At 68.5% G+C, this 26,824-nt stretch carries 27 protein-coding genes, 1 tRNA gene and 1 other RNA gene; 19 read left to right on the top strand and 10 right to left on the bottom strand.

The annotated features are described in order from the left end of the window. Window positions 1-203: 203 nt before the first annotated feature. From ACFOD9_RS10975 to recR, 7 genes are all read right to left on the bottom strand, one after another. A complete protein-coding gene (locus ACFOD9_RS10975) occupies window positions 204-2,564 on the bottom strand; it encodes a TonB-dependent receptor (RefSeq protein ID WP_379510160.1) in 2,361 nt (786 codons plus the stop codon). A gap of 269 nt (window positions 2,565-2,833) precedes the next feature. Next, on the bottom strand, window positions 2,834-3,106 hold the full coding sequence (locus ACFOD9_RS10970) for an HU family DNA-binding protein (protein ID WP_379510159.1): 273 nt from the start codon (window positions 3,104-3,106) through the stop codon (window positions 2,834-2,836). 384 nt (window positions 3,107-3,490) lie between these two features. Then, a complete protein-coding gene (lon, locus tag ACFOD9_RS10965; protein ID WP_379510158.1) occupies window positions 3,491-5,923 on the bottom strand; it encodes an endopeptidase La in 2,433 nt (810 codons plus the stop codon). Between the two features lie 153 nt (window positions 5,924-6,076). Continuing rightward, window positions 6,077-6,418, bottom strand: a complete 342-nt coding sequence (locus tag ACFOD9_RS10960; RefSeq protein ID WP_379510157.1) for a YbaB/EbfC family nucleoid-associated protein — start codon at window positions 6,416-6,418, stop codon at window positions 6,077-6,079. After that, on the bottom strand, window positions 6,415-8,295 hold the full coding sequence (locus tag ACFOD9_RS10955) for a DNA polymerase III subunit gamma/tau (RefSeq protein WP_379510156.1): 1,881 nt from the start codon (window positions 8,293-8,295) through the stop codon (window positions 6,415-6,417). The genes ACFOD9_RS10960 and ACFOD9_RS10955 overlap by 4 nt, the downstream gene beginning before the upstream one ends. Window positions 8,296-8,376: 81 nt before the next feature. After that, window positions 8,377-8,471, bottom strand: an RNA gene (gene ffs, locus ACFOD9_RS10950) — signal recognition particle sRNA small type. Between the two features lie 39 nt (window positions 8,472-8,510). Further along, window positions 8,511-9,107: a recombination mediator RecR gene (recR, locus tag ACFOD9_RS10945; RefSeq protein WP_379510155.1), complete on the bottom strand. Its 597-nt coding sequence runs from the start codon at window positions 9,105-9,107 to the stop codon at window positions 8,511-8,513. Window positions 9,108-9,165: 58 nt separating this feature from the next. Between recR and fmt the strand changes: the two genes are divergently transcribed. Together fmt and truA are read left to right on the top strand one after the other, a co-directional pair. Next, window positions 9,166-10,074: a methionyl-tRNA formyltransferase gene (fmt, locus tag ACFOD9_RS10940; protein ID WP_379510154.1), complete on the top strand. Its 909-nt coding sequence runs from the start codon at window positions 9,166-9,168 to the stop codon at window positions 10,072-10,074. Next, entirely contained in the window at window positions 10,071-10,814 is a 744-nt protein-coding gene (gene truA / locus ACFOD9_RS10935; protein WP_379510153.1) for a tRNA pseudouridine(38-40) synthase TruA, read from the top strand. Before fmt ends, truA begins: the two co-directional genes overlap by 4 nt. 126 nt (window positions 10,815-10,940) lie before the next feature. Here the strand turns inward: truA and cobS are convergent, their stop codons facing one another. Next, on the bottom strand, window positions 10,941-11,933 hold the full coding sequence (gene cobS / locus ACFOD9_RS10930; RefSeq protein WP_379510152.1) for a cobaltochelatase subunit CobS: 993 nt from the start codon (window positions 11,931-11,933) through the stop codon (window positions 10,941-10,943). Window positions 11,934-12,061: 128 nt separating this feature from the next. On the opposite strand from cobS, the gene ACFOD9_RS10925 reads away from it, so the two are divergent. The 9 genes from ACFOD9_RS10925 to ACFOD9_RS10885 all read left to right on the top strand — a co-directional run bounded on the left by ACFOD9_RS10925 (window position 12,062) and on the right by ACFOD9_RS10885 (window position 17,085). Then, complete coding sequence (locus tag ACFOD9_RS10925) at window positions 12,062-12,694, top strand: glutathione S-transferase family protein (RefSeq protein ID WP_379510151.1); 633 nt, start codon at window positions 12,062-12,064, stop codon at window positions 12,692-12,694. 103 nt (window positions 12,695-12,797) lie between these two features. Continuing rightward, window positions 12,798-13,253, top strand: a complete 456-nt coding sequence (locus ACFOD9_RS10920; protein ID WP_379510150.1) for a VOC family protein — start codon at window positions 12,798-12,800, stop codon at window positions 13,251-13,253. A 42-nt stretch (window positions 13,254-13,295) separates the two neighbouring features. Continuing rightward, window positions 13,296-13,679 (top strand): DUF1428 domain-containing protein, encoded by a 384-nt coding sequence (locus tag ACFOD9_RS10915; RefSeq protein WP_379510149.1) that lies wholly within the window; start codon window positions 13,296-13,298, stop codon window positions 13,677-13,679. Further along, on the top strand, window positions 13,676-14,470 hold the full coding sequence (locus ACFOD9_RS10910; RefSeq protein WP_379510148.1) for a VOC family protein: 795 nt from the start codon (window positions 13,676-13,678) through the stop codon (window positions 14,468-14,470). The genes ACFOD9_RS10915 and ACFOD9_RS10910 overlap by 4 nt, the downstream gene beginning before the upstream one ends. 3 nt (window positions 14,471-14,473) lie before the next feature. Continuing rightward, window positions 14,474-15,106 (top strand): glutathione S-transferase family protein, encoded by a 633-nt coding sequence (locus ACFOD9_RS10905; protein ID WP_379510147.1) that lies wholly within the window; start codon window positions 14,474-14,476, stop codon window positions 15,104-15,106. After that, on the top strand, window positions 15,103-15,588 hold the full coding sequence (locus ACFOD9_RS10900) for a VOC family protein (RefSeq protein WP_379510146.1): 486 nt from the start codon (window positions 15,103-15,105) through the stop codon (window positions 15,586-15,588). The genes ACFOD9_RS10905 and ACFOD9_RS10900 overlap by 4 nt, the downstream gene beginning before the upstream one ends. A 6-nt stretch (window positions 15,589-15,594) precedes the next feature. Continuing rightward, a complete protein-coding gene (locus ACFOD9_RS10895; protein ID WP_379510145.1) occupies window positions 15,595-16,248 on the top strand; it encodes a glutathione S-transferase family protein in 654 nt (217 codons plus the stop codon). A 4-nt stretch (window positions 16,249-16,252) separates the two neighbouring features. Then, window positions 16,253-16,642 (top strand): VOC family protein, encoded by a 390-nt coding sequence (locus ACFOD9_RS10890; RefSeq protein ID WP_379510144.1) that lies wholly within the window; start codon window positions 16,253-16,255, stop codon window positions 16,640-16,642. After that, window positions 16,639-17,085 (top strand): SRPBCC domain-containing protein, encoded by a 447-nt coding sequence (locus tag ACFOD9_RS10885; RefSeq protein ID WP_379510143.1) that lies wholly within the window; start codon window positions 16,639-16,641, stop codon window positions 17,083-17,085. Before ACFOD9_RS10890 ends, ACFOD9_RS10885 begins: the two co-directional genes overlap by 4 nt. 53 nt (window positions 17,086-17,138) lie before the next feature. Here the strand turns inward: ACFOD9_RS10885 and ACFOD9_RS10880 are convergent, their stop codons facing one another. Beyond that, on the bottom strand, window positions 17,139-17,702 hold the full coding sequence (locus ACFOD9_RS10880; protein ID WP_379510142.1) for a J domain-containing protein: 564 nt from the start codon (window positions 17,700-17,702) through the stop codon (window positions 17,139-17,141). A gap of 66 nt (window positions 17,703-17,768) precedes the next feature. Between ACFOD9_RS10880 and ACFOD9_RS10875 the strand changes: the two genes are divergently transcribed. The 6 genes from ACFOD9_RS10875 to ACFOD9_RS10850 all read left to right on the top strand — a co-directional run bounded on the left by ACFOD9_RS10875 (window position 17,769) and on the right by ACFOD9_RS10850 (window position 23,699). Beyond that, window positions 17,769-18,041 carry a BolA family protein gene (locus tag ACFOD9_RS10875; protein WP_379510141.1) on the top strand — a complete coding sequence of 91 codons (273 nt, stop codon included), beginning with the start codon at window positions 17,769-17,771 and terminating at the stop codon, window positions 18,039-18,041. Between the two features lie 63 nt (window positions 18,042-18,104). Next, window positions 18,105-18,785, top strand: a complete 681-nt coding sequence (gene hisG, locus ACFOD9_RS10870; RefSeq protein WP_379510140.1) for an ATP phosphoribosyltransferase — start codon at window positions 18,105-18,107, stop codon at window positions 18,783-18,785. Beyond that, complete coding sequence (hisD, locus tag ACFOD9_RS10865) at window positions 18,785-20,077, top strand: histidinol dehydrogenase (protein WP_379510139.1); 1,293 nt, start codon at window positions 18,785-18,787, stop codon at window positions 20,075-20,077. Before hisG ends, hisD begins: the two co-directional genes overlap by 1 nt. Beyond that, window positions 20,074-20,517 (top strand): transcription antitermination factor NusB, encoded by a 444-nt coding sequence (gene nusB, locus ACFOD9_RS10860; RefSeq protein ID WP_379510138.1) that lies wholly within the window; start codon window positions 20,074-20,076, stop codon window positions 20,515-20,517. The genes hisD and nusB overlap by 4 nt, the downstream gene beginning before the upstream one ends. Before the next feature lie 90 nt (window positions 20,518-20,607). Next, window positions 20,608-21,480 (top strand): thiamine-phosphate kinase, encoded by an 873-nt coding sequence (gene thiL / locus ACFOD9_RS10855; protein WP_379510137.1) that lies wholly within the window; start codon window positions 20,608-20,610, stop codon window positions 21,478-21,480. A 122-nt stretch (window positions 21,481-21,602) separates the two neighbouring features. After that, window positions 21,603-23,699 carry a sodium-translocating pyrophosphatase gene (locus tag ACFOD9_RS10850; RefSeq protein WP_379510136.1) on the top strand — a complete coding sequence of 699 codons (2,097 nt, stop codon included), beginning with the start codon at window positions 21,603-21,605 and terminating at the stop codon, window positions 23,697-23,699. 539 nt (window positions 23,700-24,238) lie between these two features. Here the strand turns inward: ACFOD9_RS10850 and ACFOD9_RS10845 are convergent. Further along, entirely contained in the window at window positions 24,239-25,543 is a 1,305-nt protein-coding gene (locus ACFOD9_RS10845; RefSeq protein WP_379510135.1) for a bifunctional diguanylate cyclase/phosphodiesterase, read from the bottom strand. 143 nt (window positions 25,544-25,686) lie between these two features. On the opposite strand from ACFOD9_RS10845, the gene ACFOD9_RS10840 reads away from it, so the two are divergent. Continuing rightward, window positions 25,687-26,469 carry an NAD kinase gene (locus ACFOD9_RS10840; protein ID WP_379510134.1) on the top strand — a complete coding sequence of 261 codons (783 nt, stop codon included), beginning with the start codon at window positions 25,687-25,689 and terminating at the stop codon, window positions 26,467-26,469. A 100-nt stretch (window positions 26,470-26,569) separates the two neighbouring features. Then, window positions 26,570-26,644 (top strand) — tRNA-Asn (locus ACFOD9_RS10835). Window positions 26,645-26,824: the final 180 nt, after the last annotated feature.

Here is a 26,824-nt window from a genome sequence, read left to right as displayed (position 1 = left end):
CAAGCGAGGCTTTTCCGCCACCCGGCGGCGCGTGCCGGCGTTCCGGACGCCCAGGGCATGAATGATACTTTTCCAACGCCTTCCGCACGGTTCAGGCTGCCAACGAGCGCGGCGGGAGCCGTACCGCCACACGCGAGGATGACAGGCGGCCGGCGTGTGGAAAAGCCGCGCGCCGCCCGGTTTCCCGGGCTGGCGCGCCGCGCTCAGCGACTGGCGCGCAGGGTCAGGCCGATCATCCGCGGATCGCCGGGCGTGCCAAGGATCAGGCCGGAATTGCCGGCCTGCACGGTCACGTTCTGGAGATAGTGGCGGTTGAACAGGTTGCGGGCGAACAGCGCCACTTCCCAGCCCTGCCCGTGGCGCAGGCCCACCGCGGCGTTGACCAGGGCGTAGCCGGGAATCGCGGTATAGGCCGAATCCGTGGCATCACCATGGATCGCGGTGCGCGCGCTGGCATCGCCCCGCACGAAGACCGTCCCCACAGAAGTGGGAACGGCATATTCGCCGCCCAGCGATCCCGACCAGCGCGGCAGGCCGGGCAGCCCCTTGCCGGTGAGATCGCACCGGGTGGTGCTGGCCCCGGTCAGTTCGATCGGACAGGGGCCGGCGGGATAGCTGGCATAGTGGCCATCGGCGAAGGCCCCCGAGGCGCGCAGGAACAGGCGCGAGCCGATCCTGGCGGTCGCGTCGAATTCGGCGCCCTTGACCGTAACCAGCGGGATATTGGCAAGATGGCTCCGCAGGGCGATGACGGCCGCGTTGTCGACCACATTGGCCTGAAAGTCCCTCACCCGGGTGTAATAGCCATTGACCGCGAGGATGAGCGCGCCGCCGAGCGCGGTGACCTTCACGCCGCCTTCCCAGGTGGAGTTGTGCTCCGGCCCCACGGTGACGGTGGAGAGGATCGGATCACCCGAGGCATGGCCCGGCACCCCGGCGGGCCAGACCGGCAGGCCCGACATATTGATCCCGCCCGACTTCTGCCCGCGCGCATGGCTGACATAGATCATCAGGTCATCGTTCGGACGCCAGGCAAGGTTCACGCGGCCCGAGGCGCTGCCATCGGCGACGGTGCCGGTGTAGCTCTGGCCGCGCAGGATCGAAGCCTTGTCCGCCAGCAGCGAGGCCGTGGTGGTGACGAGACCGCCGAAGGCGCGGACATCATAGGAGCCCACCTTCTCTTCGTAGGTGTAGCGCAGCCCCCCGGTCAGCGCGAGGCGCGACGCCAGGTGCCAGGTGACTTCGCCGAACACCGCGTGGGAATCGGTGCGAAATTCGGTCGTGCCGTCGGTCTGATAGCCGTCGAGCAAGTCGGCCGGGCGCCCGGCGGGCAGCAGCCAGTATGTGGCCAGCGGCCCGTAGACGCTGATCGGATGGCCGACGATCTTCTGGTGGAACCAGTAGAGCCCGGCGACATACTCGATCGCAGCCGGGTGGTTGGAGGCGATCCGCAGTTCCTGGCTGACCTGATCCTGGCGCGAGGGGATGTGCTGGATCAACTGGATCGGCAGGCCGGTGTAATCACGATCGTTGGCGGCATCCCAATTCCAGAAGCGCCAGGCCGAGACGGAGGTGATCGTGGCCGCGCCGGCGGTATATTCAGCAATGGCCGAGACCCCGCCCTCGTTGGTATCGACGCCCGCATCGGCGTCGATATCGGTCAGCCGGTCGTAGGGGTTCATGCTGGGCGGGGCATAGCCGCCGGCGCGCGCGCCGGCGCTCAGCGCGGCATATTGCTGCGCGAGGGGCTTGAGGGTGGGCGCCACGCGCACGGGCACCTGGGTGCAGCAGGTGTTCCTGAAGCTGGTCCAGTCCGCGATCAGGCGCAGGCTGAAATCGGGGCCGGGCGTGAACAGCAATTGGCCGCGCAGGCTGTCGTTGTGGACATCATTGAGCCAGCGGCCGGTGGTGACGTTGCGGACCACGCCATCGCGCCGGGTGAGTGCGCCAGACAGGCGAACGGCCAGGCGATCGGCAATCACCGGCCCAGTCACGGCGGCCTTGGCCTGGAGGAAACCCTGCTGGCCCACGGAAACTTCGCCCTGGGCACCGAACCGGAAATCGGGCGCGCGGGTAGCGATGGTGATCGCGCCGGCGGTGGTGTTCTTCCCGAACAGGGTGCCTTGCGGTCCGCGCAGAACCTCGACCTGGGCGAGATCAACCTGATCGAACGCCGCCGTGGCGGGACGGGCGTGATAGACCTGATCGACATAGAAGCCGACGCCGGGCTCCAGCCCGTCGTTCGCCTGGCTGATGGCGACCACGCTGCTGCCCAGCCCGCGGATGGTGAACGCGGTGTTGCGCGGATTGGGGGACGAATAGTTGAGCGTGGGAACCAGTTGGCTGAGCTGGCTGGTGTTGACCGTGTAGGTGGCGGTCAGCGTAGCGGCGCCGACGACCGTGAGCGCGGCGGGCACGGCCTGCACGTCTTCCGCGCGCCGGCGCGCGGTGACGATGATCGGCTGGCCGGCCACCTGGCGTTCGGCATCATCGGCGGCGGATTCGGCGTGGGCGGCGGCAGGCATGGCCGACGCGAGCGTGGCAAGCAGGACGATACGGCGCATGGAAACTCCCTGAAGGCGCGGCATTCAGGGCCGGCGACTCACTATATTCAGCGGAATATAGCGTAGCACCAGGTTTGCCAATGCCCGCCTGCCTCGCCGGCCGTTCTCCGCGCGACTGAAACGGGCGCCGAGGGGGCTGACGTCGGGAACCGCTGAGGGAGGCGCGCGGCGTCACCCTGCCCCGGACGCAAGAACGCCGCGCTCTCGGGGTGAGGCGCGGCGTTTGGCTTGCCGGGGGGACTGGGGTCAGGCCCGCGCGGGTATCCTGATCAGTTGCAGGCGTCCTTCAGGCCCTTGCCGGCCTTGAACTTCGGCTGGGCCGAGGCCTTGATCGCCATCGGTTCGCCGGTGCGCGGGTTGCGGCCGGTGGACGCCTTGCGGCGGGCAACCGAGAACGTGCCGAAGCCGACGAGGCGGACTTCATCGCCCTTCTTCAGGGCGCCGGTGATGGCATCGAACACGCCTTCGACGGCCTTGGTGGCATCGCTGCGGGTAAGGCCGCTGGAATCGGCGACCGCGCTGATCAGTTCGTTCTTGTTCATTCGGGAACCCCCTACCTCGTGTGAAACCGCTGTGAAATTGAATCGCCTCGGCGGCGCGGAATTGAGCGAGTTTCATGCCCCCTGTCAAAGCGAAAAACGGCAGCCAACCGCCGTTTACCCCCCATCTGGCGTCGATTTTCCGCAATCGCCGGGCCACGACCGCAACTCGTCGCGCCTTTTGCCGCAATGCACCCCGAAAATGGCCGATTCCGCTGCATTGCACAGCCGAATCGGCGCCTCGGGGCCGGCGCTCAATCGAAAGCCTTCCCGCAATCGGATGCACGGCTGGCCGGATGCCTGACGGGCCAGTGGCATGGTGCACGGCCACGGGAGGCGGCGGGCACATGGTCCGCCGCCCGATGCCCGCCGCCCGATGCCTGATCGTCAGTGGGCAGTGGGCGTGGTGCTCGCGGCGGCACCGGCGGCGCCGGGCTGGCTGGCCAGATCGTCCTGCTCCGTCCAGTCAATCGGCACGACCGGCGCGGTAAGCGCGCGGGCGAGCACTTCATCGACATGGGCCACCGGGATGATCTCCAGGCCTTCCTTGATGTTGGCCGGGATCTCGGCAAGGTCCTTGCGGTTTTCCTCGGGGATCAGCACGGTCTTGATCCCGCCGCGCAGGGCCGCCAGCAGCTTTTCCTTGAGGCCTCCGATGGCGAGCACCCGGCCGCGCAGGGTGACCTCCCCGGTCATCGCGATATCGGCGCGCACAGGGATCCCGGTGAGCGTGGAGACCATGGCGGTGACCATGCCGATGCCGGCCGAGGGGCCATCCTTGGGCACGGCGCCTTCGGGCAGGTGGATGTGCAGGTCCTTGCGCTGGAACACCGAGGGCTTGATGCCATAGGCCGGCGCGCGCGCCTTCACGAAGGAGAAGGCCATCTGGACGCCTTCGCTCATCACCTCGCCAAGCTTGCCGGTGGTCTTGACCGCGCCCTTGCCGGGGACGGTGACGCTTTCGATGGTGAGCAGTTCGCCGCCCACTTCCGTCCACGCGAGGCCGGTGACCGCGCCGACCTGGTGCTCGGTATCGGAGACGCCGTGCTTGAACTTGCGGACGCCCGCGAAGTCTCCCAGGTTTTCCGGCGTGATGGTGATCGCCTTGTCCTTGCCTTCCAGGATGCGGCGCAGGGACTTGCGGCACAGCCGCGCGATCTCGCGCTCCAGCGTGCGGACGCCGGCTTCGCGGGTATGGTAGCGGATCAGGTCGCGCAGGGCATCGTGGGTAAGCGTGAACTCGCCCTTCTTGAGGCCATGGGCTTCGACCTGCTTGGCGACCAGGTGACGCTCGGCGATCTCGACCTTTTCATCCTCGGTATAACCCTCCAGCCGGATGATCTCCATGCGATCGAGCAGCGGCTGGGGCAGGTTGAGGCTATTGGCCGTGCAGACGAACATCACGTCCGAAAGATCATAGTCCACCTCCAGGTAATGGTCCTGGAACCTGGCGTTCTGTTCGGGATCGAGCACTTCGAGCAGGGCCGAGGCCGGATCGCCGCGGAAATCCTGGCCGAGCTTGTCGATCTCATCCAGCAGGAACAGCGGGTTGGACGTGCCGGCCTTGCGGAGGTTCGAGATCACCTTGCCCGGGAGCGAGCCGATATAGGTGCGGCGGTGGCCGCGGATCTCGGCCTCGTCGCGCACGCCGCCCAGCGACTGGCGAATGAATTCGCGGCCCGTGGCCTTGGCGATCGACTTGCCAAGGCTGGTCTTGCCCACGCCCGGCGGACCGACGAGGCACAGGATCGGCCCCTTGAGCTTGTTGGTCCGCGCCTGGACCGCAAGATATTCGACAATGCGATCCTTCACTTTGTCCAAGGCATAGTGATCGGCGTCGAGCACGTCCTGGGCGCGGGCGATGTCCTTCTTGAGCTTCGAGCGCTTGCCCCAGGGCAGGCCGAGCAGGACATCGAGATAGTTGCGAACGACCGTGGCTTCCGCGCTCATCGGCTGCATGGTCTTGAGCTTCTTCAGCTCGGCCACGGCCTTGGCGCGGGCTTCCTTCGAAAGCTTCAGCTTTTCGATCTTTTCGGCGAGTTCGGCGACTTCATTCGCCTCTTCCCCATCGCCGCCGAGTTCCGACTGGATCGCCTTGAGCTGTTCATTGAGGTAATATTCGCGCTGGGTCTTCTCCATCTGGCGCTTGACCCGGCCGCGAATGCGACGCTCCACCTGGAGAACGCCGAGTTCGCCTTCCATGAAGGAATAGACCATCTCCAGCCGGCGCAGGGGATCGTTCTCGGTGAGCAGGGCCTGTTTGTCGGCCACTTTGGCGCCAAGCTGCGCGGCGACCGCATCGGCCAGGCGCGAAGCATCGTCGATCTCGCCCAGCTGGTCGCCGGCTTCGGCCGAGAGCTTCTTGTTGAGCTTGGCATATTCGGCGAACTGATCGACCACCGTACGCATCGTCGCCGAGACTTCACTGCCCGACGAGACGACCGGGGGGATCGCCTCGATCGTGGCGGAAAGCATGGTCTTGCCTTCGTCGATGGCAACAAGGCGGGCGCGATGCGAGCCTTCGACCAGCACGCGCACGGTGCCATCGGGCAGCTTGAGCAGCTGGAGCACGCTGGCGACCACGCCGGTATCGTAAAGATCATCGGCCTGGGGATCGTCACACCCCGGATCGAGCTGGGCGAGGAGGAAGATGTCCTTGGTGCCCGAGCCGGTTTCCCCGGCCGGAGCCGAGCCCGAGGCCGCCATCGCCGCTTCAAGCGCGGCGACCGACTTTTCCCGCCCGACGAAGAGCGGCACGACCATCCCCGGGAACACGACGATATCGCGCAGGGGAAGCAGGGGGAGAGTTAGCTGTTCCATGTCCGTCCATTCTGCGACCCTTGCGGGTCTAGCCCGCAATCGGCCCTAGCGGGACCAAGATTGACCCGAATTGAAGCGGGATATGGGGAGGTGTCCTGACCGGTGCAATGGGCCGCGCGATGGCACTTGTGGAAGATGCCCGATCGGGACGCTTCAGCCCAGGCCCGGGAAGTTGAACCCCGGCGGCAGGCCAAGCCCCTGCTGCATCTTCGCCATTTCCTCGCCCGAGACCTGGTCGGCCCGGCCGCGCGCATCGTTGAAGGCGGCCGCGACGAGGTCTTCCAGGATGCCCTTGTCGGAGGGCTGGAGCAGGCTTTCATCGATGGCGACGCCGACGACCCGGCCCTTGGCCGTGCAGCGGATCTTCACCAGGCCGCCGCCCGAAACGCCTTCGACCTCGATCTGGTCGAGCTTGGTCTGGGCCTGGTTCATCTGCTGCTGGATGGTCTCGGCGGCCTTCTGGGCGGCCTGGATCATCTCTTCCATCGACTTCATGCGCTGCGACTCCAGTTGCGCTCGCCACGCGGCGAGGCGGCTTCATCCTCGATCAGTTCGGCGCCCGGGAAGGCGGCCAGGGCGGCGGCGACCAGCGGCGAGCGGCGCAGGGTCTCGCGCGCCTCGCCCTCGGCGGCGGCCCGGGCCTCTTCCAGGCTGGGCGCGGCCTCGGCTTCGGCGGGCGCGCGCTCGACCTGCCAGGTCATGCCCGTAGCAGAATCCAGTCCCTTGCGGATATCGCCATCGGCCAGCGGCGCGAGACCCGGGACGAGCTGATAGCGCAGGTGCCCGGGCATCAGGGCGACCACGCGAACGCCCAGCCGCAGGCTGGCACCCAGCATCGGCGAGCCATGTTCCACCCGCTCCACCAGGGCCGCCCAGTTGACCGGGGCGGCGGCCGACCCGGACGGGCCACCGGAAGCGCCATCGGCCGACGGCGCGGCGGGGGCGAAGGCGGCGGGATTGGCGGCAAGCGCCTCGATCTTGCGGGCAAGCTGGCCGGGATCGGGCAGTTCGGCGGCATGAAGCACGCGCAGCAGGGCCATTTGCGCGGCAACCAGCGGATCGGGCGCGGCGCGCACTTCCTCGAAGCCCTTGAGCAGGAGCTGCCACAGGCGGTGCAACTGGGCGGCGGCGAGCTTGCCGGCCCATTCGTCGATCGCGGCGCGTTCCTCGGGCGAGATCGCCTTGGCCCCGCTGCGCGAGACCTGGGCGACGGTGATCCGGTGAACCAGCTCCATCTGCGAGCGCAGCAGGGCGAGCGGCTCGACCCCGAGGGTGAACTGCGCCTCGACCAGTTCGAGCACGGCCGGGGCATCGGCATCGAGCAGGGCGGCCAGCAGGCGGCGCTGGACCGACTTGTCGGCCAGGCCCAGCATATCCTGGACCTGGACCGGGGTGACCCGCCCCTCCCCGCCCTCGGCATGGCTGGCCAGATCGGCATGGGCGATCGCCTGGTCGAGGATCGACAGGCCATCGCGGACCGAGCCTTCGGCGGCCTGGGCGATCATGGCGAGGGCTTCGGGATCGGCCGGCACGCCTTCCTCGGCGCAGATGCGGGCGAAGTGTTCGGCCAGCAGGGCGCTGGAAATGCGGCGCAGGTCGAACCGCTGGCAGCGCGAAAGGACAGTGACGGGAAGCTTGTCCACCTCGGTGGTGGCGAACAGGAACTTCACGTGGGCCGGCGGTTCCTCCAGCGTCTTGAGCAGCGCGTTGAAGGCGTTGCGCGAGAGCATATGGACTTCGTCGATGATGTAGATCTTGTAGCGCGCCGAAACGGCGGCATAGCGCACCGCCTCGATGATCTCGCGCACGTCGTCGACGCCGGTGTGGCTGGCGGCGTCCATCTCGATCACGTCGATGTGGCGGCCCTCGGCGATGGCCTGGCACGGCTCGCAGACCCCGCAGGGATCGATGGTCGGTCCGCCCTGCCCGTCCGGCCCGACGCAGTTGAGCGCCTTGGCGATGAGCCGGGCGGTGGAGGTCTTGCCGACCCCGCGCACCCCGGTCATCAGGAAGGCGTGGGCGAGGCGATCGCGGCGGATGGCGTTGGCGAGCGTCTGGACCATGGCGTCCTGCCCGATCAGCGCCGAGAAAGTCTGCGGGCGATACTTGCGGGCCAGGACGCGGTAGGGCTGCGCGGCGGCCGGCGCCGAGGCCGGAGCAGGAGCAGGAGCAGGAGCAGCGACAGCGGCGGGCGCCGGTTCGGATGCGGCTACCGGCGCGGGCACCGGCGGGGGCGCCGGGGGCACGGCTGCCGGATCGGGCGCGCCGAACATCGAGGACTGGCCCGCCGCCTCAAGCTCGGCGGCGGAGGCGCGGTCTTCCGCGGCCTCATCGGCAGGGTCGGTGCCGAACATATCGGATGAATCGTCCATCGCCGCCCTAGGTAGGCGCGCAGCCGCTCCTTGTCGATTGGAGCGCGGCGGCGCCAAGCGGGAAACTGGGGAAGCGTGGGGAATAAAGGAGCCGGCCGACCCGCCGCAACCCGTTGTGGCTGCTACCTTCCGGTCCTGACCAGGTTGGCGGACGCAAGCGTCCGACCGACTCCCGTGCGGGCATATGGCGGCGACGCGAAGGTTTGTCCAGTGCCTCAGCCCAGCGGGCGGCGGGCGCGCAGGGCCTGGGCGAGCGTGCCCTCATCGAGGTAATCCAGTTCGCCGCCGACCGGCAGGCCATGGGCCAGCTGGGTGAGCCGGATCGGGAACTGTTCGAGCCGTTCGGCCAGGTAGTGGGCGGTGGTCTGGCCTTCGAGCGTGGCGTTCATGGCCAGCACCACCTCGTCGATCCCGCCCTCGGCCACGCGGGCCAGCAGGCGGTCGATGGTGAGGTCTTCCGGGCGCACGCCTTCGAGCGCGGAGAGGCGCCCGCCCAGCACGTGGTAGCGCCCGGCGAACAGGCGCGCGCGATCCAGCGCCCACAGGTCGGCCACGTCTTCCACCACGCACAGCGAGCGCGGATCGCGGCGCGGATCGACGCAGATTCCGCAGGGACTGGCGGTATCGACATTGCCGCAGGTGGCGCATTCAACCAGGCTTTCCTGCACCTGGGCCAGGGCTTCGAGCAGGGCCGGCAGCGCGCTCTCGCGGCGCTTGATCAGCCACAGCACCGCGCGGCGGGCAGAGCGCGGCCCCAGCCCCGGCAGCCGGGCCAGCGCGCCGGCCAGTGTCTCGATCTCTTGCGATGCCATGGCGCGACAGATAGGGACCGGCGGCGCCGAGGGAAAGCCATCGGCCAAGGATACGAACATGCGCGTGATCTTCATGGGTACGCCCGACTTCGCGGTGCCGACACTGGTGGCGCTGGTGGAGGCCGGGCACGAGCTGGCCTGCGTCTATACCCAGCCGCCGCGCCCCGGCGGGCGGCGGGGCAAGGAGCTGACCCCCTCCCCCGTCCAGCACGAGGCCGAACGGCGCGGGATTCCCGTGCGCCATCCGGTTTCGCTGAAGGGCGGTGATGAGCAGGCGGAATTCGCCGCGCTCAAGGCCGATATCGCGGTGGTGGCCGCCTATGGCCTGATCCTGCCGCAGGCGATCCTGGATGCGCCCCGGCATGGCTGCCTCAACGTCCACGGCTCGCTCCTGCCGCGCTGGCGCGGGGCGGCGCCGGTGCAGCGGGCGATCCTGGCGGGGGATACCCGCACGGGCGTTGGCATCATGCGGATGGAGCGCGGGCTCGATACCGGGCCGGTCCTGCTGGAAGGCCGCACGGCGATCGATGGCAAGACCGCGGGCGAGCTGACCGGGGAACTGGCCGCGATGGGGGCGAAGCTGATGGTGCGGGTCCTGGCCGATCTGGCCGCCTTCCCCGAAATGCCGCAGCGCGAGGACGGCGTGACCTATGCCCACAAAATCGACAAGGCCGAGGCACGGATCGACTGGGCGCGCAGCGCGGCCGAGATCGAGCGGCAGGTGCGCGCGTTCCACCCGGCGCCGGGCGCCTGGTTCGAATTTGCCGGCGAGCGCTGCAAGGTCTTGGGCGCCGACATCGCCGAAGGGTCGGGCGAACCGGGCGTGGTGCTGGATGATGTCCTGACCGTGGCCTGCGGAGCGGGCGCGATCCGGCTGACGCGGCTGCAGCGCGCCGGGCGGCCGGCGATGGACGCGGCCGACCTGCTGCGCGGCTGGGCCATTCCGGCGGGGGCCGTGCTGGTTTGACCCGCTTCGCCCTCACCCTCGAATTCGACGGCGGCCCCTACATGGGGCTGCAGCGCCAGGCCCATGGGCCAAGCGTGCAGCAGGCGGTGGAGGAGGCGGTGTTTTCCGTCACCGGCGAGACGGTGATCATGTGTGCGGCCGGGCGGACCGATGCCGGGGTTCATGCCCGGGCGATGCGGGTGCACGTGGACATCGAGAAGGCGCTGACCGCCTTCCGGCTGATGGAGGCGCTCAACGCGCGGCTGCGGCTGGCCGGCGAGGCGATCGCCGTGCTGGATTGCACGGAAATGACCGGCAACTGGCACGCGCGGTTTTCCTGCGTGGGGCGGCGCTATCTCTACCGCATCGTCAACCGCCGCGCGCCGCTGACGCTGGATGCCGGCAAGGCCTGGAACGTCAAGCAGCCGCTAGACGAACGGGCCATGCACGCGGCGGCCCAGGCGCTGGTGGGGCGCCACGATTTCACCACCTTCCGCTCCACCCACTGCCAGGCGGACTCTCCGCTCAAGACGCTGGACCGGCTGGATGTGCGGCGCGAGGGCGATGAGGTGCTGATCGCGGCGGCGGCGCGCAGCTTCCTGCACCACCAGGTGCGCTCGATGGTGGGCTGCCTGGTGCTGGTCGGCCAGGGGCACTGGGAAGTGGCCCGCATGGCCGAGGCGCTGGCCGCCCGCGACCGCGCCGCGCTGGGCCACAATGCCCCGCCGGACGGGCTTTACTTCATGGAAGCGGTTTACTGAGGCCTTCGTGCCGACGTCGTCCCGGGCTTGACTCGGGACCGGTGCCTGGCTTCAGGCGCAGGTCCGCCGGCAGGCACGTAACAGCTTCGCAATGGCCAGCGGTCCCGGATCAGGTCCGGGACGACTTCACCCCCGACCCACCACGCTCTCCGGCAGGTCCTGCCCGAACACCCGCTGGTAATATTCGGCCACCAGCATCCGCTCGGTCTCGTCGCACTTGTTGAGGAACGAGAGGCGGAAGGCGAAGCCGGCGTCCTTGAAGATCTGCGCGTTCTGCGCCCAGGTGATGACCGTGCGCGGGCTCATCACGGTGGAGATATCGCCGTTCATGAAGCCCTGGCGGGTGAGATCGGCGACGCGCACCATGTCGGCCGCCATCTTCTCCGACAGTTCCGGCACCTTCTTGCGGACGATCTCGGTCTCGGTCGCATGGGGCAGATAGTTGAGTGCGACGACGAGGTTCCAGCGGTCCATCTGGCCCTGGTTGATCGCCTGGGTGCCGTGATAGAGGCCCGAGGTATCGCCAAGCCCCACCGTGTTGGCCGTGGCGAACAGGCGGAAGAACCTGTTCGGGCGGATCACGCGGTTCTGGTCGAGCAGGGTGAGCTTGCCCTCGGTTTCCAGCACGCGCTGGATCACGAACATGACATCGGGGCGGCCGGCGTCGTATTCGTCGAACACCAGGGCGACCGGGCGCTGGAGCGCCCAGGGCAGCAGGCCTTCGCGGAACTCGGTGACCTGGAGGCCATCGCGCAGGACGATGGCATCGCGGCCGATCAGGTCGATGCGGCTGATGTGGGCATCAAGGTTGATGCGGATGCACGGCCAGTTGAGGCGCGCGGCGACCTGTTCGATGTGGGTCGACTTGCCGGTGCCGTGATAGCCCTGGACCATTACCCGGCGGTTGTAGGCAAAGCCGGCCAGGATCGCGAGGGTGGTGTCCGGATCGAACACGTAGCTGTCGTCCCGGTCGGGCACGCGTTCGTCGGCCACGGAAAAGGCCGGAACCATCATGTCGACATCGATGCCGAAGACCTCGCGCACGCTCACCTCGGTGTCGGGGGCGGCGAGGATCGTGTTGTCGCGCGTGTCGGGCTGGATCTGGGGAATGTCGGTCATCGGGGAAGCGACTAGCCGGGTGGCCCGGCGGCTGCAATAACCAACCGTTCCGGACCGGCATTCTCGGGCCATCATCTTCCGGCCATCATCTTCAGGGCCGGCCATCATCTTCAGGGAAGGTGCCGCGCATGAAACTCTATGGTGCCCTGCTTTCGCCCTTCGTCCGCAAGGTGGCGGTGGTCTGCGCGGTCAAGGGGATCGCCTACGAATTGCGCCCTTTTCGCAACCGCGACGGGTTCCTGCCCGAATTCCTCGCGGCAAGCCCGTTCGGGCGCATCCCGGCGATCGACGACGACGGCTTCGTGCTCGCCGATTCGAGCGCGATCGTCCATTATATCGAGGCGAAGTGGCCGCAGCCTCCTGTGATCCCGGCCGATCCGCAATTGCGCGGGCGGGCAATGTGGTTCGAGGAACTGATGGATGCGGAACTTTCACCCGCCGGGCTGAAGGTCCTGTTCAACCGCTACGTAGGCCCGGTCCTCCGCAAGGTTCCGGGCGACGAAGCCCTTGCCCGCGAAGGCGAGGCGCAATTGCCGCGCGGGCTGGACTATCTCGAACAGGTCGTGCCCGACGAAGGCTGGCTGGTGGGCGACAGCTTTACCGTGGCCGATATCTCGGTGGCCGCGATCCTGTGCTCGCTGGTGACGGTGGGCCTCGGCCCGTCCGCGGCGCGGCCGCGCACCCTGGCCTGGTATCGCCGGGTCGAGGCGCACCCGGCCTGGGCGGCGGTGGCAGCCACGGAGGACGCGGCGCGCAAGTGAAGGGCCGCGCGCCACCGATGGTCGCCGCGCCGGCACCGATGCGCTCTTGCCGCATTATCCCAGCGAATGGCCCGCCACGCCAGGGCCGGGCAGGAGAACCGGCATGACCGACGGCCCCCCGATGATCCCGCGAATGATCTTCATCAACCTCCCGGTGACGGACCTTGCCCTGGCCAGGCGGTTTTATGACGCACTCGGCTTCGTCAACGTGCCGCGCTTCACCGACGAGACGGCGGCGGCCATGCGGTGGAGCGAGACCATCATGGTCATGCTGCTGACCCACGCAAAATGGGCAAGCTTCACCTCTCGTCCGATCCCCGGTGCCGGGTCGAGCGAGGTCATGCTGTGCCTGAGCTGCACCGGGCGCGATGAGGTTGACCGGCTGGCCCAGGCGGCCGCGGCCCATGGCGGCGCGGCTGACACAAATCCGCCGCAGGACCATGGTTTCATGTACGGCAGGAGCTTCACCGATCCCGATGGGCACGTGTGGGAAGTGATGTGGATGGACCCGGCCGTGGCCATGGCCGACGAACCGCCGGCGCCGGGAGAGAGCCTGTAACCCGGCGGCCAGCAGACGGAGCAAGCGCGAAGGAGAAGTGCGATGCCCTATATCGATGGGTTCGTGATCGCGGTGCCCTCTGCCAACCGCGAAAAGTTCATTGCCCATGCCCTGCTGTTCGACCGGATGCTGATGGCCGAGGGCGCGCTGCGGGTGGTCGAGACCTGGGGCGACGATGTTCCCCATGGCAAGCTGACCGACTTCCATGGCGCGGTCCAGGCCCGCGACGGCGAGACCGTCTGCTTCAGTTGGGTGGAATGGCCCGACAAGGCCACCCGCGATGCCTGCCATGCCCGGATGCAGGAGCGCATGGCCAGCGGCGAACTGGCCCAAACCCTGGGCGAGGCGGGCGAGATGCCGTTTGACGGCGCGCGGATGATATTCGGCGGCTTCGAGGCCGTGGTGAACCTGGGAGGACAGGCATGAGCAATCCGGTGGGCAGCTTCATCTGGTATGAACTGATGACCAGCGACGCGGCGGGCGCGGCGGCGTTCTATGGCGCAGTGGTGGGCTGGCGCTTCACCGCGCCAGATGCCGGCGCTCCGATTGAATACTGGCATATCGGCCGCTCCGACGGGGGTAGCGCGGGCGGGATGCTCCAGCTTTCGCCCGAAATGCTGGGCGGCGGTGCCCGGCCCGCCTGGCTGCCCTATCTCAACGTGGCCGACGTGGACCGGGAGGTGGCCGCGATCCAGGACGATGGCGGGCACGTGCTGATGCCCAAGATGACCATCCCGGTCGGCTCGATGGCACTGGTGACCGATCCGCAGGGCGCCCCGTTCTATGTGATGACCCCGGTGCCCCCAGCGGACAATCCGCAGGCCACCAGCGACGTGTTCTCGCCCAGCGAAGCCCAGCACGTCCGCTGGAACGAGCTGTCCACCTCCGATCCCGACGGGGCCAAGGCGTTCTATGCGTTCCACTTCGGATTCGAATTCAACAATTCGATGCCGATGGGGGCGATGGGCTCCTACGATTTCATCGACCATCACGGGCAGGTGCTGGGCGCGGTGATGCGCCTGCAGGATCCGGCGGGGCGGCCGCAATGGCTGCCCTATTTCGGCGTCCCCTCGGCCACGGCGGCCGAGGCGGCGATCCTGGCCGGCGGCGGCACGGTGATCGCGGGGCCACACGAGGTTCCGGGCGGCGACTGGGTGGTGATGGCCGTCGACCCGCAGGGCGCCGCCTTCGGCGTGGTCGGACCCAGGGGGGAATAGGGCATGGCCGAATATACCTTCTATACCCATCCGATGAGCCGGGGGCAGATCGCGCGCTGGGCCTTGCACGAGGCCGGGGCCGACCATGCCCAGGTCCTGGTCGATCTCGGCAGCCGCCCCCCTGCCCTGATGGCCGCCAATCCGATGGGCAAGGTGCCGACCCTGGTCCACCACGCGCTCGATGGGGAGCGGGTGATCACCGAGGCGGCGGCGATCTGCGCCTATCTTGCCGATGAACATCCCCGTGCCGACCTCGCCCCGCAGGACGGCGAGCGGGCAGACTATTACCGCTGGATGTTCTTTGCCGCCGGCCCACTGGAACAGGCGGTGACCGCCCGTGCGCTGGGCTATGCCCCCACCGATCCGCGCCAGCAGGGCATGGCCGGCTTCGGCACCTACGAGCGCACGATCGATGCCTTCGAGACCCTGTTCGCCGATAGCCGGCCCTGGGTCTGCGGGGATCGCTTCACCATGGCCGACGTCTACGTGGGCAGCCATGTCGACTGGGGGCTGAACTTCGGTTCGATCCCGCCGCGGGTGGCTTTCGTCGCCTATGCGGAGCGGATGCAGCAGCGCCCGGCCTACAAGGCGGCCAAGGCGGTGGACAATGCCCTGATCGCGGAGATGAAGAAATGAGCACGGCCGACAAGGTCCGCATCTGCCTGTGGTATGAAGGCGAAGCCCGCCAGGCAGCGGAATTCTACGCCGCGACCTTCCCCGACAGCCGGGTGGAAACGGTCCAGCAGGCTCCGGGCGACTATCCCGACGGCAAGGCGGGCGACGAGCTGGTGGTGCTGTTCACCGTGCTGGGCCTGCCCTGTTTCGGCCTGAACGGCGGGCCGCAGTTCAGGCATTCCGAGGCCTTTTCCTTCCAGGTCTACACCGACACCCAGGAGGAGACGGACCGCTACTGGAACGCCATCGTCGGCAATGGCGGGCAGGAAAGCGCCTGCGGCTGGTGCAAGGACCGGTGGGGCATTTCCTGGCAGATCACCCCGCGCGTGCTGATGGAATCGCTGGGCGATCCCGACCGCGCGGCGGCCGGGCGGGTGTTCGAGGCGATGGGGGCGATGGGCAAGATCGACATCGCCGCGATCCAAGCGGCCCGCGCGGGTTAGCCGGCCATGCTTGCGCTCTATGGCCATCCGTTCTCCTCCTACACCTGGAAGGCGCAGATCGCCTTTCATGCCGGCGGGGTGGATCATGAATTCCGCGAGGTCGGGCCGGAGCACGCCGAAAACGGCGAGTTCCTGGTTACCCATGGCGGGCCTTGGGGCAAGTTCCCGGTTCTGGTGGACGGCGAGACGATCTTGTTCGAATCGACCGTGATCATCGAGCACCTGGCGCTGCACCATGCCCCCGGCGCCGGGCTGATCCCCGCCGATCCCGCCGCGGCCCTGGCCACGCGGATGCTGGACCGGGTGTTCGACAACTATGTGATGGCGCCGATGCAGGCCGTGGTCGACGAACACCTGCGGAGCCCCGCCGATCCCGATGCCGCGCGCTGCGCCGAGGCGCGCGGACGGCTGGAGCGCAGCTATGCCTGGCTGGAGGCCTGGCTGGCGGGCTGGGACCGTTCGGGACCGACCACGCTGGTGGAATGCGCGGCGGCGCCGGCCCTGTTCTATGCCCACTGGGTCGAGCCGATCGGCCCGGACTTTCCCCTGCTGCGGGCCTGGCGCAAGCAGCTCAACCACCGGCCCGAAGTGGCGCGCTGCATCGCGGCGGCCCGCCCGTTTCGCGGCAACTTCCCGCCCGGCGCCCCCGAGGAGGACTGACGCGATGACGGCCCAGCTCAACCACACCATCGTCTGGTCGAGCGACCAGCGCGAGGCCGCGCGCTTCTTCGCCGGGGTGCTGGGCCTGCCCGAGCCGGGCCGGTTTTCGCACTTCGACGTGGTGCCGCTGGGCAACGGGGTCTCGCTCGATTTCGCCGATGCGGAGGGGCCGATCGTGCCCCAGCATTACGCCTTCCTGGTATCGGAGGCCGAGTTCGACGCCGGCTTTGCCTGGATCACCGCGCGGGGGCTGGACTACTGGGCCGATCCCGGCCGCCAACAGCCCGGCGAGGTCAACCGGCACTGGGGCGGGCGCGGGGTCTATTTCGAGGGGCCGGACGGCCATTTCCTCGAACTGATCACCAAGCCCTATGGCAAGATGGAGGACCTGTGAGCGCGCTTTACGAACTGACGATCACCCGTCACATCGCCGCTGCGCCCGACAGGGTCTGGCAGGTCATGGCCCACCGCACCGACGAATGGTGGTGCCCGGTGCCGTGGCGGGCCGACACCAGCGGCTGGGAGCGGCGCGCCGGGGGCAGCGCGGCCACGACGATGCATGGCCCCGACGGCGAAGTGCACGAGCATGGCGGGGTGTTCCTCACCTGGGACGAGGGCCGACGCTTCGCCTCGACCGATGCGGTGACGGCCGATTTCGCGCCGGCCGGGCCGTTCATGATCGGCATCTGGGAGATCGCGCCCGAGGGCCAGGGCACCCGCTATACCGCGCGGGCACGGCACTGGACCGAGGAAGCCATGCGCCAGCACGAAGAAATGGGCTTCGCGGAAGGCTGGACGGCCTGCGCCGACCAGCTGGCGGCGCTCTGCGAGGGGTGATCACGAGGCGGGGCGCTGAAAGGCCAAAGCGAGTCAGGATAGCGCCGCTCCGCTCAGGCGAAGTGGGGCGAGGCCTTCAGCAGGTTGTAGGCTTCGACCACGGCCTGGAGCTTGGCTTCCATTGATCGGTCGCCGCCGTTGCGATCGGGGTGGTAGCGGCGGACGAGCTGCGAATAGCGGCTCCGCAAGGCCTGGCGATCGGCATCATGGGCAAGGCCAAGGGTTTCATGGGCGCGGCGTTCGTCCGGGGTCATCGGCCGGCCATCGGGGCGGACCGCCGTGCGGAAGGCGCGGGCGCGGGCGTGGATCGCGTCAAGCGGATCCTTGAAATCGGCCCAGCGCGGGGCGGCGTCGACCCCGGCGGTGGGGCGGAAGGCGCGGCTCTCCCCGTCCCAGCCGGCGGCGGGATGCTGGGCGGCGGCGATCTCATCCGCGCTCATGCCCGCGAACCAATCGTAGCCGGCGTTGAATTCACGCACGTGATCGAGGCAGAACCAGCGATACTCGCCCGGGCCATCGAAGCCGGGCGGGCGGTGGCCGGGGGCGCGGAATTCGCCTTGCGCGCGGCAGCCCGGCCTTTCGCAGCCGCGCGGCCCGGCACCGGAAGCCGCGCTCATGCGGCCATGGAACCTGTCGTGTCTCACGGCGTGGCAAATGGGGAAGAATCGGCTAGATGGGAAGCCATGTCGGGACCATTAAGCTTAGAAATCGAACGGCTGCTCAGCGCGCGGTTCGCCCCCACCCACCTTGCCGTCATCAACGACAGCGCCACGCACCGCGGCCACACCGGCGACGATGGCACGGGCGAGAGCCATTTCACCGTGGAGATCGAATCGGCCGAATTCGCCGGGGTGGGCCGGCTCCAGCGCCAGCGCATGGTCAACGCCGCGCTGGGCGACATTCCCGGCCAGCGGGTTCACGCCCTGGCGATCAGGGCGCGCGCGCCGGGGGAATGACCGGGCGCCCGTCCTTGCGCCAATTCCTTGCCCTTTCGGCGATCCGCCCGTAGAGGCGCGGCCATGCCTGCCGACAAGAAACCCCTGACGTTCGCGGTTCCCAAGGGCCGCATCCTCGACGAGGCGCTCCCGTTGATGGAGCGCGCCGGGGTGGTGCCCGACGCCGAGTTCCACGACAAGAAGTCGCGCGCGCTGTCGTTTGCCTGCGCCGAGAACAGCCAATGGGGCCGCGATATGCGGATCATCCGCGTGCGCGCCTTCGACGTGGCGACGTTCGTGGCCCACGGCGCGGCCCAGGCCGGGATCGTGGGTTCCGACGTGGTGGAGGAATTCGCCTATGCCGACCTCTACGCCCCGGTTGACCTCGATATCGGGCACTGCCGCCTGTCGGTGGCCGAACCGGCCGGGGAACTGGGCTGCAACGATGGCGCAAGCCACCTGCGCGTGGCCAGCAAGTATCCCAACCTCACGCGCAAGCACTTCGAGCGGATGGGCGTGCAGGCCGAGGTGGTGAAGCTCAACGGGGCGATGGAACTTGCCCCCGGGCTGGGCCTGGCGAGCCGGATCGTCGACCTTGTGTCCACCGGGCGCACGCTCAAGGACAATGGCCTGGCGGAGACCAGCGTGATCCTGCCGGTTTCGGCCCGGCTGATCGTCAACCGCGCCGCGCTCAAGACCGACGAGCGGGTGGCCGCCCTGGTCGAGGCCTTCCGCGAGGCGGTCGCCCGGCTGAAGGCCGCCTGATGCTGCGGCTCAACACCCGCGATCCCGGTTTCGAGAAGGCCTTCCGCCGCCTGGTGCGCGACCGGCGCGAGAGCGAGGGCGATGTCGCGCGCGATGTCGAGCTGCTGCTGGCCGAAGTCCGCAACCGGGGCGACGCGGCCCTGGTGGAGCTGACCGCCAAGTTTGACCGGCACAGCCTTGCCAGCGAGGACGACTGGCGGATTTCGCCCGAGTCCTGCGCGGCGGCCTATGCCGCGCTCGACGATGACCTGCGCGCGGCGCTGGATCTCGCCGCGGCGCGCATCCGGGCCTATCACGAAGCGCAGAAGCCCGAGGACCGCGACTATACCGACGCGGCCGGGGTGCGGCTGGGCGCGGTGTGGCGGGCGGTTGACGCGGCCGGGCTTTACGTTCCGGGCGGGCGGGCGAGCTATCCCTCCTCGCTGCTGATGAACGCCCTGCCGGCCAAGGTCGCGGGCGTGGAGCGGCTGGTGGTGGTGACCCCGACCCCGGGCGGCGTGGCCAATCCGCTGGTGCTGGCCGCAGCCCACATCGCGGGCGTGGACGAAGTGTGGCGCGTGGGCGGCGCCCAGGCGATCGGCGCGCTGGCCTATGGCACGCAGCGGATCAGGCCGGTCGACGTGATCACCGGCCCGGGCAATGCCTGGGTGGCCGAGGCCAAGCGCCAGCTCTACGGCGTGGTGGGCATCGACATGGTGGCCGGGCCGAGCGAGATCCTGGTCATCGCCGACGGCAGGAACAATCCCGAATGGATCGCCGCCGACCTGCTCAGCCAGGCCGAGCATGATCCGGCCGCGCAGGCGATCCTCATCACCGACGACCCACTGTTCGCCGACATGGTCGCCGACCAGGTGGGCGTGACCCTTTCCCTGCTGCGGACCGCCCGGGTGGCGAGCGAGAGCTGGAACACCCATGGGGTGATCATCGAGGTGGCCAGCCTCGACGAGGCGCCGGCGCTCGCCAATGCCCTGGCCGCCGAGCACGTGGAGATCGCGGTGGACGAGCCGGAAGGCCTGTTCCGCGCCATTCGTCACGCCGGCTCGGTCTTCCTGGGGCGGCACACGCCCGAGGCCATCGGCGATTATCTGGCCGGGCCGAACCACGTGCTGCCCACCGGGCGCCGGGCGCGGTTCGCCTCGGGCCTGTCGGTGCTTGATTTCATGAAGCGCACCAGCTTCATCCAGATGAGCGAGAAGGCCATGGGCGCGATCGGCCCCGCGGCCGTGGCTTTGGCCGAGGCCGAGGGGCTGCCCGCCCACGCGCGCTCGGTAGCAGTGAGGTTGGGCCAATGAAAACCGGAGCAAAGGCCCGCGCGGCCGCGCGGCTCGCCGCCGTGCAGGCGCTGTACCAGTTCGAGATGGAGGCGACCCGCCTCCCCCAGTTGCTCGACGAGTTTCACCGCCACCGGCTGGGCGCCGAGATCGAGGATGACCAGTACATCGACGCCGATGTGGCCTTCTTCGACGACCTGGTGAAGGGCGCCCTCGCCCGCCGCGACGAGATCGATGGCCGCCTGTCCGAAAAGCTGGCCACCGGATGGCGGATCGAGCGGCTGGACCGCACGATGCTCCAGATCCTGCGCGCGGGCGCCTATGAGCTGATGGCCCGGGCCGACGTGCCCACGCCCACGGTGATCACCGAATATGTCGACGTGGCCCACGCCTTCTTCGACGAGCGCGAGGCCAAGTTCGTCAACGGCGTGCTGGATGCCGTGGCCAGGGCGGTTCGGTAGCATTCCGCCGGGCAGCGCCCCCGATCCAGGCTGCGCTGGCGGGAAAGTCCGCACGCTTGGCCATCCTTCCCCCATCGAGGGGGAAGGCGCGTGAGTTCGGAGCTTTCGTTCATTGCGGCCCTGCGTGGGCTGGCTGCCCATCCCGCCGCGCGCCATCTGGATGATGATTGCGCGGTGCTGGAGATCGGCGGCGAGGCGCTGGTGCTGACGCACGACGCCATGGTGGAGGGCGTGCATTTCCTTGGCCAGCAGGATCCGGCGGACGTGGCCTGGAAGCTGGTGGCGACCAATATTTCCGATCTGGCGGCCAAGGGCGCGGAGCCGATCGGCGCGCTGCTGGGCTACCAGCTTGGCGACGGCGACGCGCGATTCGTGGCGGGCCTGGGCGAGGCGCTGGCGCATTATGGCGCGGCCTTGCTGGGGGGCGATACGGTCGGCGCCCCCGGTCCGCGGCACTTCGGGCTGACCGCGATCGGGCGGGCGACCTGCCGGCCGGTGCCTTCGCGCGGCGGCGCCCGGGCGGGCGACGGGCTGTGGCTGACCGGGGCGGTGGGCGCGGCGATGGTGGGGCTGGAGGCGCTGCGGCGCGGCTCCGGCGACAGCCTGGCCTATCGCCGCCCGCGGGCGCGGCTGGCCGAGGGGATCGCCCTTGCGCCGCACGTCACCGCGATGATGGACGTTTCGGACGGGGTGCTGATCGACGCCTGGCGCATGGCGCGGGCCAGCGGCGCCTGCCTGGCGGTGGACAGCGCGGCGGTGCCCCTCGCCTGCCCCGAATCGCGGCGGGCCGAGGCCTTGCGCTGGGGCGACGACTATGAATTGCTGTTCGCCCTGCCCGCCGGCGCCACGCCGCCGGTTCCGGCCACCCGCGTGGGCGAGGTGCTGGCGGGGCCGGCCGGATGCCTGCGGATCGATGGCGAACTGGTCGAATCGGGGGAAAATCTCGGATTCGAGCACCGTTGACAACATTGCCAGCCGATTAACGGTTGCGCCTGAGACAATTCCTCCATAGCCCATGCCCCGGGCGACCCTGTGCCGATAGCGGGGCGCTTTCGAGAGTAGGATCCACAACGGGAGGGCACATCGTGAATCTTGTCACGATCGCTATTGTCCTGGGGCTGCTGGCCGTCGTGTACGGCTTCGTCACCAGTCGACAGGTACTTGGAGCCGATGCCGGTTCCGCGCGTATGCAGGAAATCGCCGCCGCTATCCAGGAAGGCGCCCAAGCCTACCTGAAGCGCCAGTATTCCACGATCGGTATCGTCGGCGTCGTCGTCGCGGCCATCATCTTCTTCACCCTGGGCGGCATTTCCGCCGCCGGTTTCGTGATCGGCGCGGTGCTTTCGGGCGCGGCGGGCTTCATCGGGATGAACGTCTCGGTGCGCTCGAACGTGCGGACGGCGGCGGCGGCGCAGAGCGGGCTGCAGCAGGGGCTGACCCTGGCCTTCCGCGCCGGCGCGATCACCGGGATGCTGGTGGCCGGCCTCGCGCTGCTCGCCATCGCGGTGTTCTACTGGTACCTGATCGATGTGGCCCACTACACCGTGGGCGGCGAGGATCGCACCGTGGTCCAGGCGCTGACCGCGCTGGCCTTCGGCGCTTCGCTGATCTCGATCTTCGCCCGGCTTGGCGGCGGCATCTTCACCAAGGCCGCCGACGTCGGCGCTGACCTTGTGGGCAAGGTGGAAGCCGGCATCCCCGAGGATGATCCGCGCAACCCGGCCGTGATCGCCGACAACGTGGGCGACAATGTGGGCGACTGCGCCGGCATGGCCGCCGACCTGTTCGAGACCTACGTCGTCACCGTGGGCGCCACCATGGTGCTGACCGCGCTGATGCTGAAGGGCGCCAGCAACCTCATGGACCTGATGGCCCTGCCGCTGCTGATCGGCGGCGTGTGCATCGTCACCTCGATCATCGGCACCTACTTCGTGAAGCTGGGTGGCGGGAAGAACATCATGGGGGCCATGTACAAGGGCTTCCTGGTGACGGCCGTGCTTTCGATCCCGGCGATCTGGTGGGCGATCTCCTATGCGCTGAAGGGCGACATGGAAGCCCCGATCGGCGCCGAGGCCTATAGCGGCCGCGTGCTGTTCTACTGCTCGCTGCTGGGGCTGGTCATCACCGGCCTGATCATCTGGATCACCGAGTACTACACCGGCACCAACTTCCGCCCGGTGAAGTCGATCGCCAAGGCTTCGGAAACGGGCCACGGCACCAACGTGATCCAGGGCCTCGCCATCTCGATGGAATCGACCGCGCTCCCCACGCTGGTGATCGTGACCGGCATCATCGTGGCCTTCAAGCTCGCCGGCCTGATGGGCATCGCCTATGCGGCCACCGCGATGCTGGCGCTGGCCGGCATGGTCGTCGCACTGGATGCTTACGGTCCTGTCACCGACAATGCCGGCGGCATTGCCGAAATGGCCGGGCTGGACGACAGCGTGCGCGAGAAGACCGATGCGCTCGACGCGGTGGGCAACACCACCAAGGCGGTCACCAAGGGCTATGCGATCGGTTCGGCGGGGCTTGCAGCCCTGGTGCTGTTCGCCGCCTACACCGCCGACCTGCGCGAGTTCTTCAAGGACATCACGGTCGATTTCAGCCTCGAGAACCCCTACGTGATCGTGGGCCTGCTGCTCGGCGCGCTGCTCCCCTACCTGTTCGGCTCGATGGGCATGACCGCCGTCGGCCGCGCGGCGGGCGACGTGGTGATCGACGTGCGCGACCAGTTCCGCGACAATCCGGGGATCATGGCCGGCACGTCCAAGCCCGACTATGCCCGCACGGTGGACCTCGTCACCAAGGCGGCGATCAAGGAAATGATCGTGCCTTCGCTGCTGCCGGTGCTGGCGCCGATCGTGGTCTACTACGTGATCACGGCCGTGGCCGGCCAGGCCAACGGCTTTGCCGCCCTGGGCGCCCTGCTGCTGGGCGTGATCGTGGGCGGGCTGTTCGTCGCCATCTCGATGACCTCGGGCGGCGGCGCATGGGACAATGCCAAGAAGTACATCGAGGACGGCCACCACGGCGGCAAGGGCAGCGATGCCCACAAGGCCGCGGTGACCGGCGACACGGTGGGCGATCCCTACAAGGATACCGCCGGCCCGGCCGTCAACCCGATGATCAAGATCACCAACATCGTGGCGCTGCTGCTGCTCGCGGCTCTCGCGGCCCACTGATCAGGACAAATTCCTGAGCGGGGGCTTCGGCTCCCGGTCTACCTGGCCCCGCCGCGAGCAATCGTGGCGGGGTTTTTCTTGTGGGGTTCGGGCATAGTGCTCGATCCTGAGCAGGGTTGAAACATCAACCTATTGCAGTTACCGTGGTATTACGAACGGGAAGTGTGAAGGATTTGGCGTGTCTGCACCGAAACTTGTCCTATCCATGAGCAATGTCCACATCACCAACAATATAATTTACGTTGGAAACTGGGTGAAGTCCAGGGAACTACTTGATTTCAATAGGCATGAAGTTGAGATAATAATGGACCGCTATGTCCGTGATATAAAACATAATACATGGAAAAAGATCACCGGACTACAATATGGAATAAGCAGCTCCGCAATGCCCAGGCGGGGATCACTAAACTTCTATACTGACGATAAGAAGGGCGAGATTCATTACTCGATCCGGTCGGTCAAACCAACCCGTGCAGTTGGCGTGCCGGCTCGCTAATTCGGGGTCTTCCTTCCGCGCGGGATATTCGCCGCGCGTAAAATCAGTGCTTGGCCAGCGCCAGGAACGCCTCGGCGCTCATCGGCCGTCCGCGCAGGAAGCCCTGCATCGTGGCGCAGCCTTCGGCGGCCGCGACCTGTTCCTGGGCCGCGTCCTCGATCCCTTCGGCCACCACCTCCAGGTCCAGCGCGCGGGCCATCGCGACAAGGCCGCGCAGGACCGCGCGATCGCGCCCATCCTCGGCCACGCCGTCCATCAGCGAACGGTCGAGCTTGAGGTAGTGGAGCGGGAGGAGCTTGAGGTAGCGGAAGTTGCAGAAGCCGGCGCCGAAATCGTCGAGCGCGAGGCGGATGCCGGTGGCGGCGAGCCGGCCGAGCGTTCCGGCGGCCGCGGCGACATCGGCGATCAGCGCTTCCTCGGTGACTTCAAGCGTCAGCCGATCAGGCGGGAAGCGGCTGGCGGCCACCTGCGCGAGCAGGCGTTCGGGCCAGGCCGGGGCAGCGATATCGCTGGAAGTGACGTTGAGCGAAAGCCGCAGGGATGCCGGCCAGGCGGCGGCCTCGGCCAGCGCGGCGCGGGCGATGGCGGCCGAGAGCGGCAGGACGAGATCGGCCCGCTCCGCCAGGGCGAACAGGGCCGCGGCGCCGATCCGGCCGAGCCGCGGGTGGTTCCAGCGAGCGAGCGCCTCGGCACCGGTCAGGGCTGAGGTTTGGGCGCCCCCCTGGACCAGCGCGTATTGCGGCTGGAACAGGACCTCGATCTCGCCGCGCTCGACCGCGCCTGCCAGTTCCACCTCGAGCGCGGGGCCGGCGATGCCGGTCCGCACGCTGGTCCCGTCGGCCCAGACCAGGGCGCGGCCGGCGCGCTTGTCGAGCAGGCCGAGCGCCTGGACGAGGCGGTCGATCAGCGAATCGGCCTGCTCGCCCGGCAGGGCGCGGACCAGGGCAATGCGTGGGCCGGCGCGCACCGCGGCCGAGGCGCCGGGCAGCGGCCCGCCGATCCGTTCGGCGAGGCCATGGGCCAGCATTTCCCAACGCTCGCGGCTGAGCGGTTCGCCGGCCAGGAGGAGGAAGGTCGAGCCGCCCGCGCGGGCCGCGAACCACGGCCCCTCGAACTCGGCGGCGGCGAAATGGGCGAGGCGCTGCGCGGTTTCCGCCAGCAGGGCATCGCCGGCCTTGGTGCCGTGGGCCAGGTTGATCGCCGGCAGGCGCGGCAGCGACAGGAGCAGGCCGTGAGCCGGGGTCTGGCCGGGCCAGGCATCGAGCCGGCGGCGCGCCTCGGCCAGGCCCGGCAGCCCGGTCAGGGCGTCGCGCTCGTCGGCGGGGTGGTCGGTGCGGGTTCGCGGCATCGTCCTGCCTTAGCCCGGACCGGTTGCCAAAGTCTCAAGCTTCCGCGCGAAATCAGGGGCAAACCGCGCGTGGGGCCGCTTCGGTTGCCAAATGGCGCCGCGCTCCATATCACTCGCCGGCACAGGCAAGGATGAATGGGGCGATGAAGAAGGACCGCGGCAAGATCGCCCTGCTGGTATCGGACAGCCTGAAGGCCCAGGCCGGCGCCGAGGCGCTGCGCCAGGCCCATGACTGGGCGCCCTTTGCCGAGGCCGACGCCTGCGTGGTGCTGGGCGGCGACGGCTACCTGCTCCACGTGCTCCACCGGATGATCGACAGCAATGCGGTCAAGCCGTGCTACGGGATCAACCTGGGCACGGTGGGCTTCATGCTCAACCGCAATGCCAGCTCGCGCCCAATCGCGGAACGGGTGCACCGCGCCCGCGAGGTGGAGGTTTCCCCGCTGGCCATGGACGCGGTGGGCCGCGACGGGGTGCATCACCGATTCTATGCGATCAACGAAGTCTCCCTGCTGCGCGAAACCCGGCAGACCGCCAAGCTGGAAGTGGCGGTGAACGGCAAGGTGCGGATGCCGGAACTGGCCTGCGACGGGGTGCTGGTGGCCACCCCCGCCGGATCGACCGCCTACAACCTTTCGGCCAATGGTCCGATCCTCCCGCTGGGCTGCCGGATGCTGGCGCTCACCCCGATCAGCCCGTTCCGCCCGCGGCGCTGGCGCGGGGCGATTCTCCCCGAAAGCGCCAAGGTTTCGTTCCGGGTGCTCGAGCCGGAAAAGCGCCAGGTGGCCGCCGTGGCCGACCAGAAGGAAGTGCGCGACGTGGCCGAAGTCCACATCACCGCAGCGCGCGACCACCGGCTGACCCTGCTGTTCGATCCGGGCAAGACGCTGGAGGAACGCATCTTCGCGGAACAGTTCCAGGCCTGATCCCGGACGAGCCGAAGACCACGCGGATTTCGTGCTGGATGGGGTTGCATTGCCGATCGGCGCTGTTATAGGCGCACCCCTGCCCCGGAGACGGGGCTGCTCCCTGATAGCTCAGCGGTAGAGCACTCGACTGTTAATCGAGCGGCCGTTGGTTCGAATCCAACTCAGGGAGCCACATTTTCCTTCTCCGACAGCCTGATCACTGGCCCCCGCTCTCCGGCGGGGTGGGCCGGTGTTTGCGCGTGCGTCTGCGGGACGCTCTTCTTGTCGGGCGGATAGGGAGAGGCACCTATCCGGCGGTGTCCATAAATTCTTGCCTTGGCCTTTACAGTCTCACGCATCCCATTGCGTAGAC

It is taken from the genome of Novosphingobium bradum (assembly GCF_042646485.1).
Taxonomy (GTDB): domain Bacteria; phylum Pseudomonadota; class Alphaproteobacteria; order Sphingomonadales; family Sphingomonadaceae; genus Novosphingobium; species Novosphingobium bradum.
The sequence above is the reverse complement of the archived record's forward strand: the minus strand, read 5'-3'. Positions and strand labels throughout refer to the sequence as shown.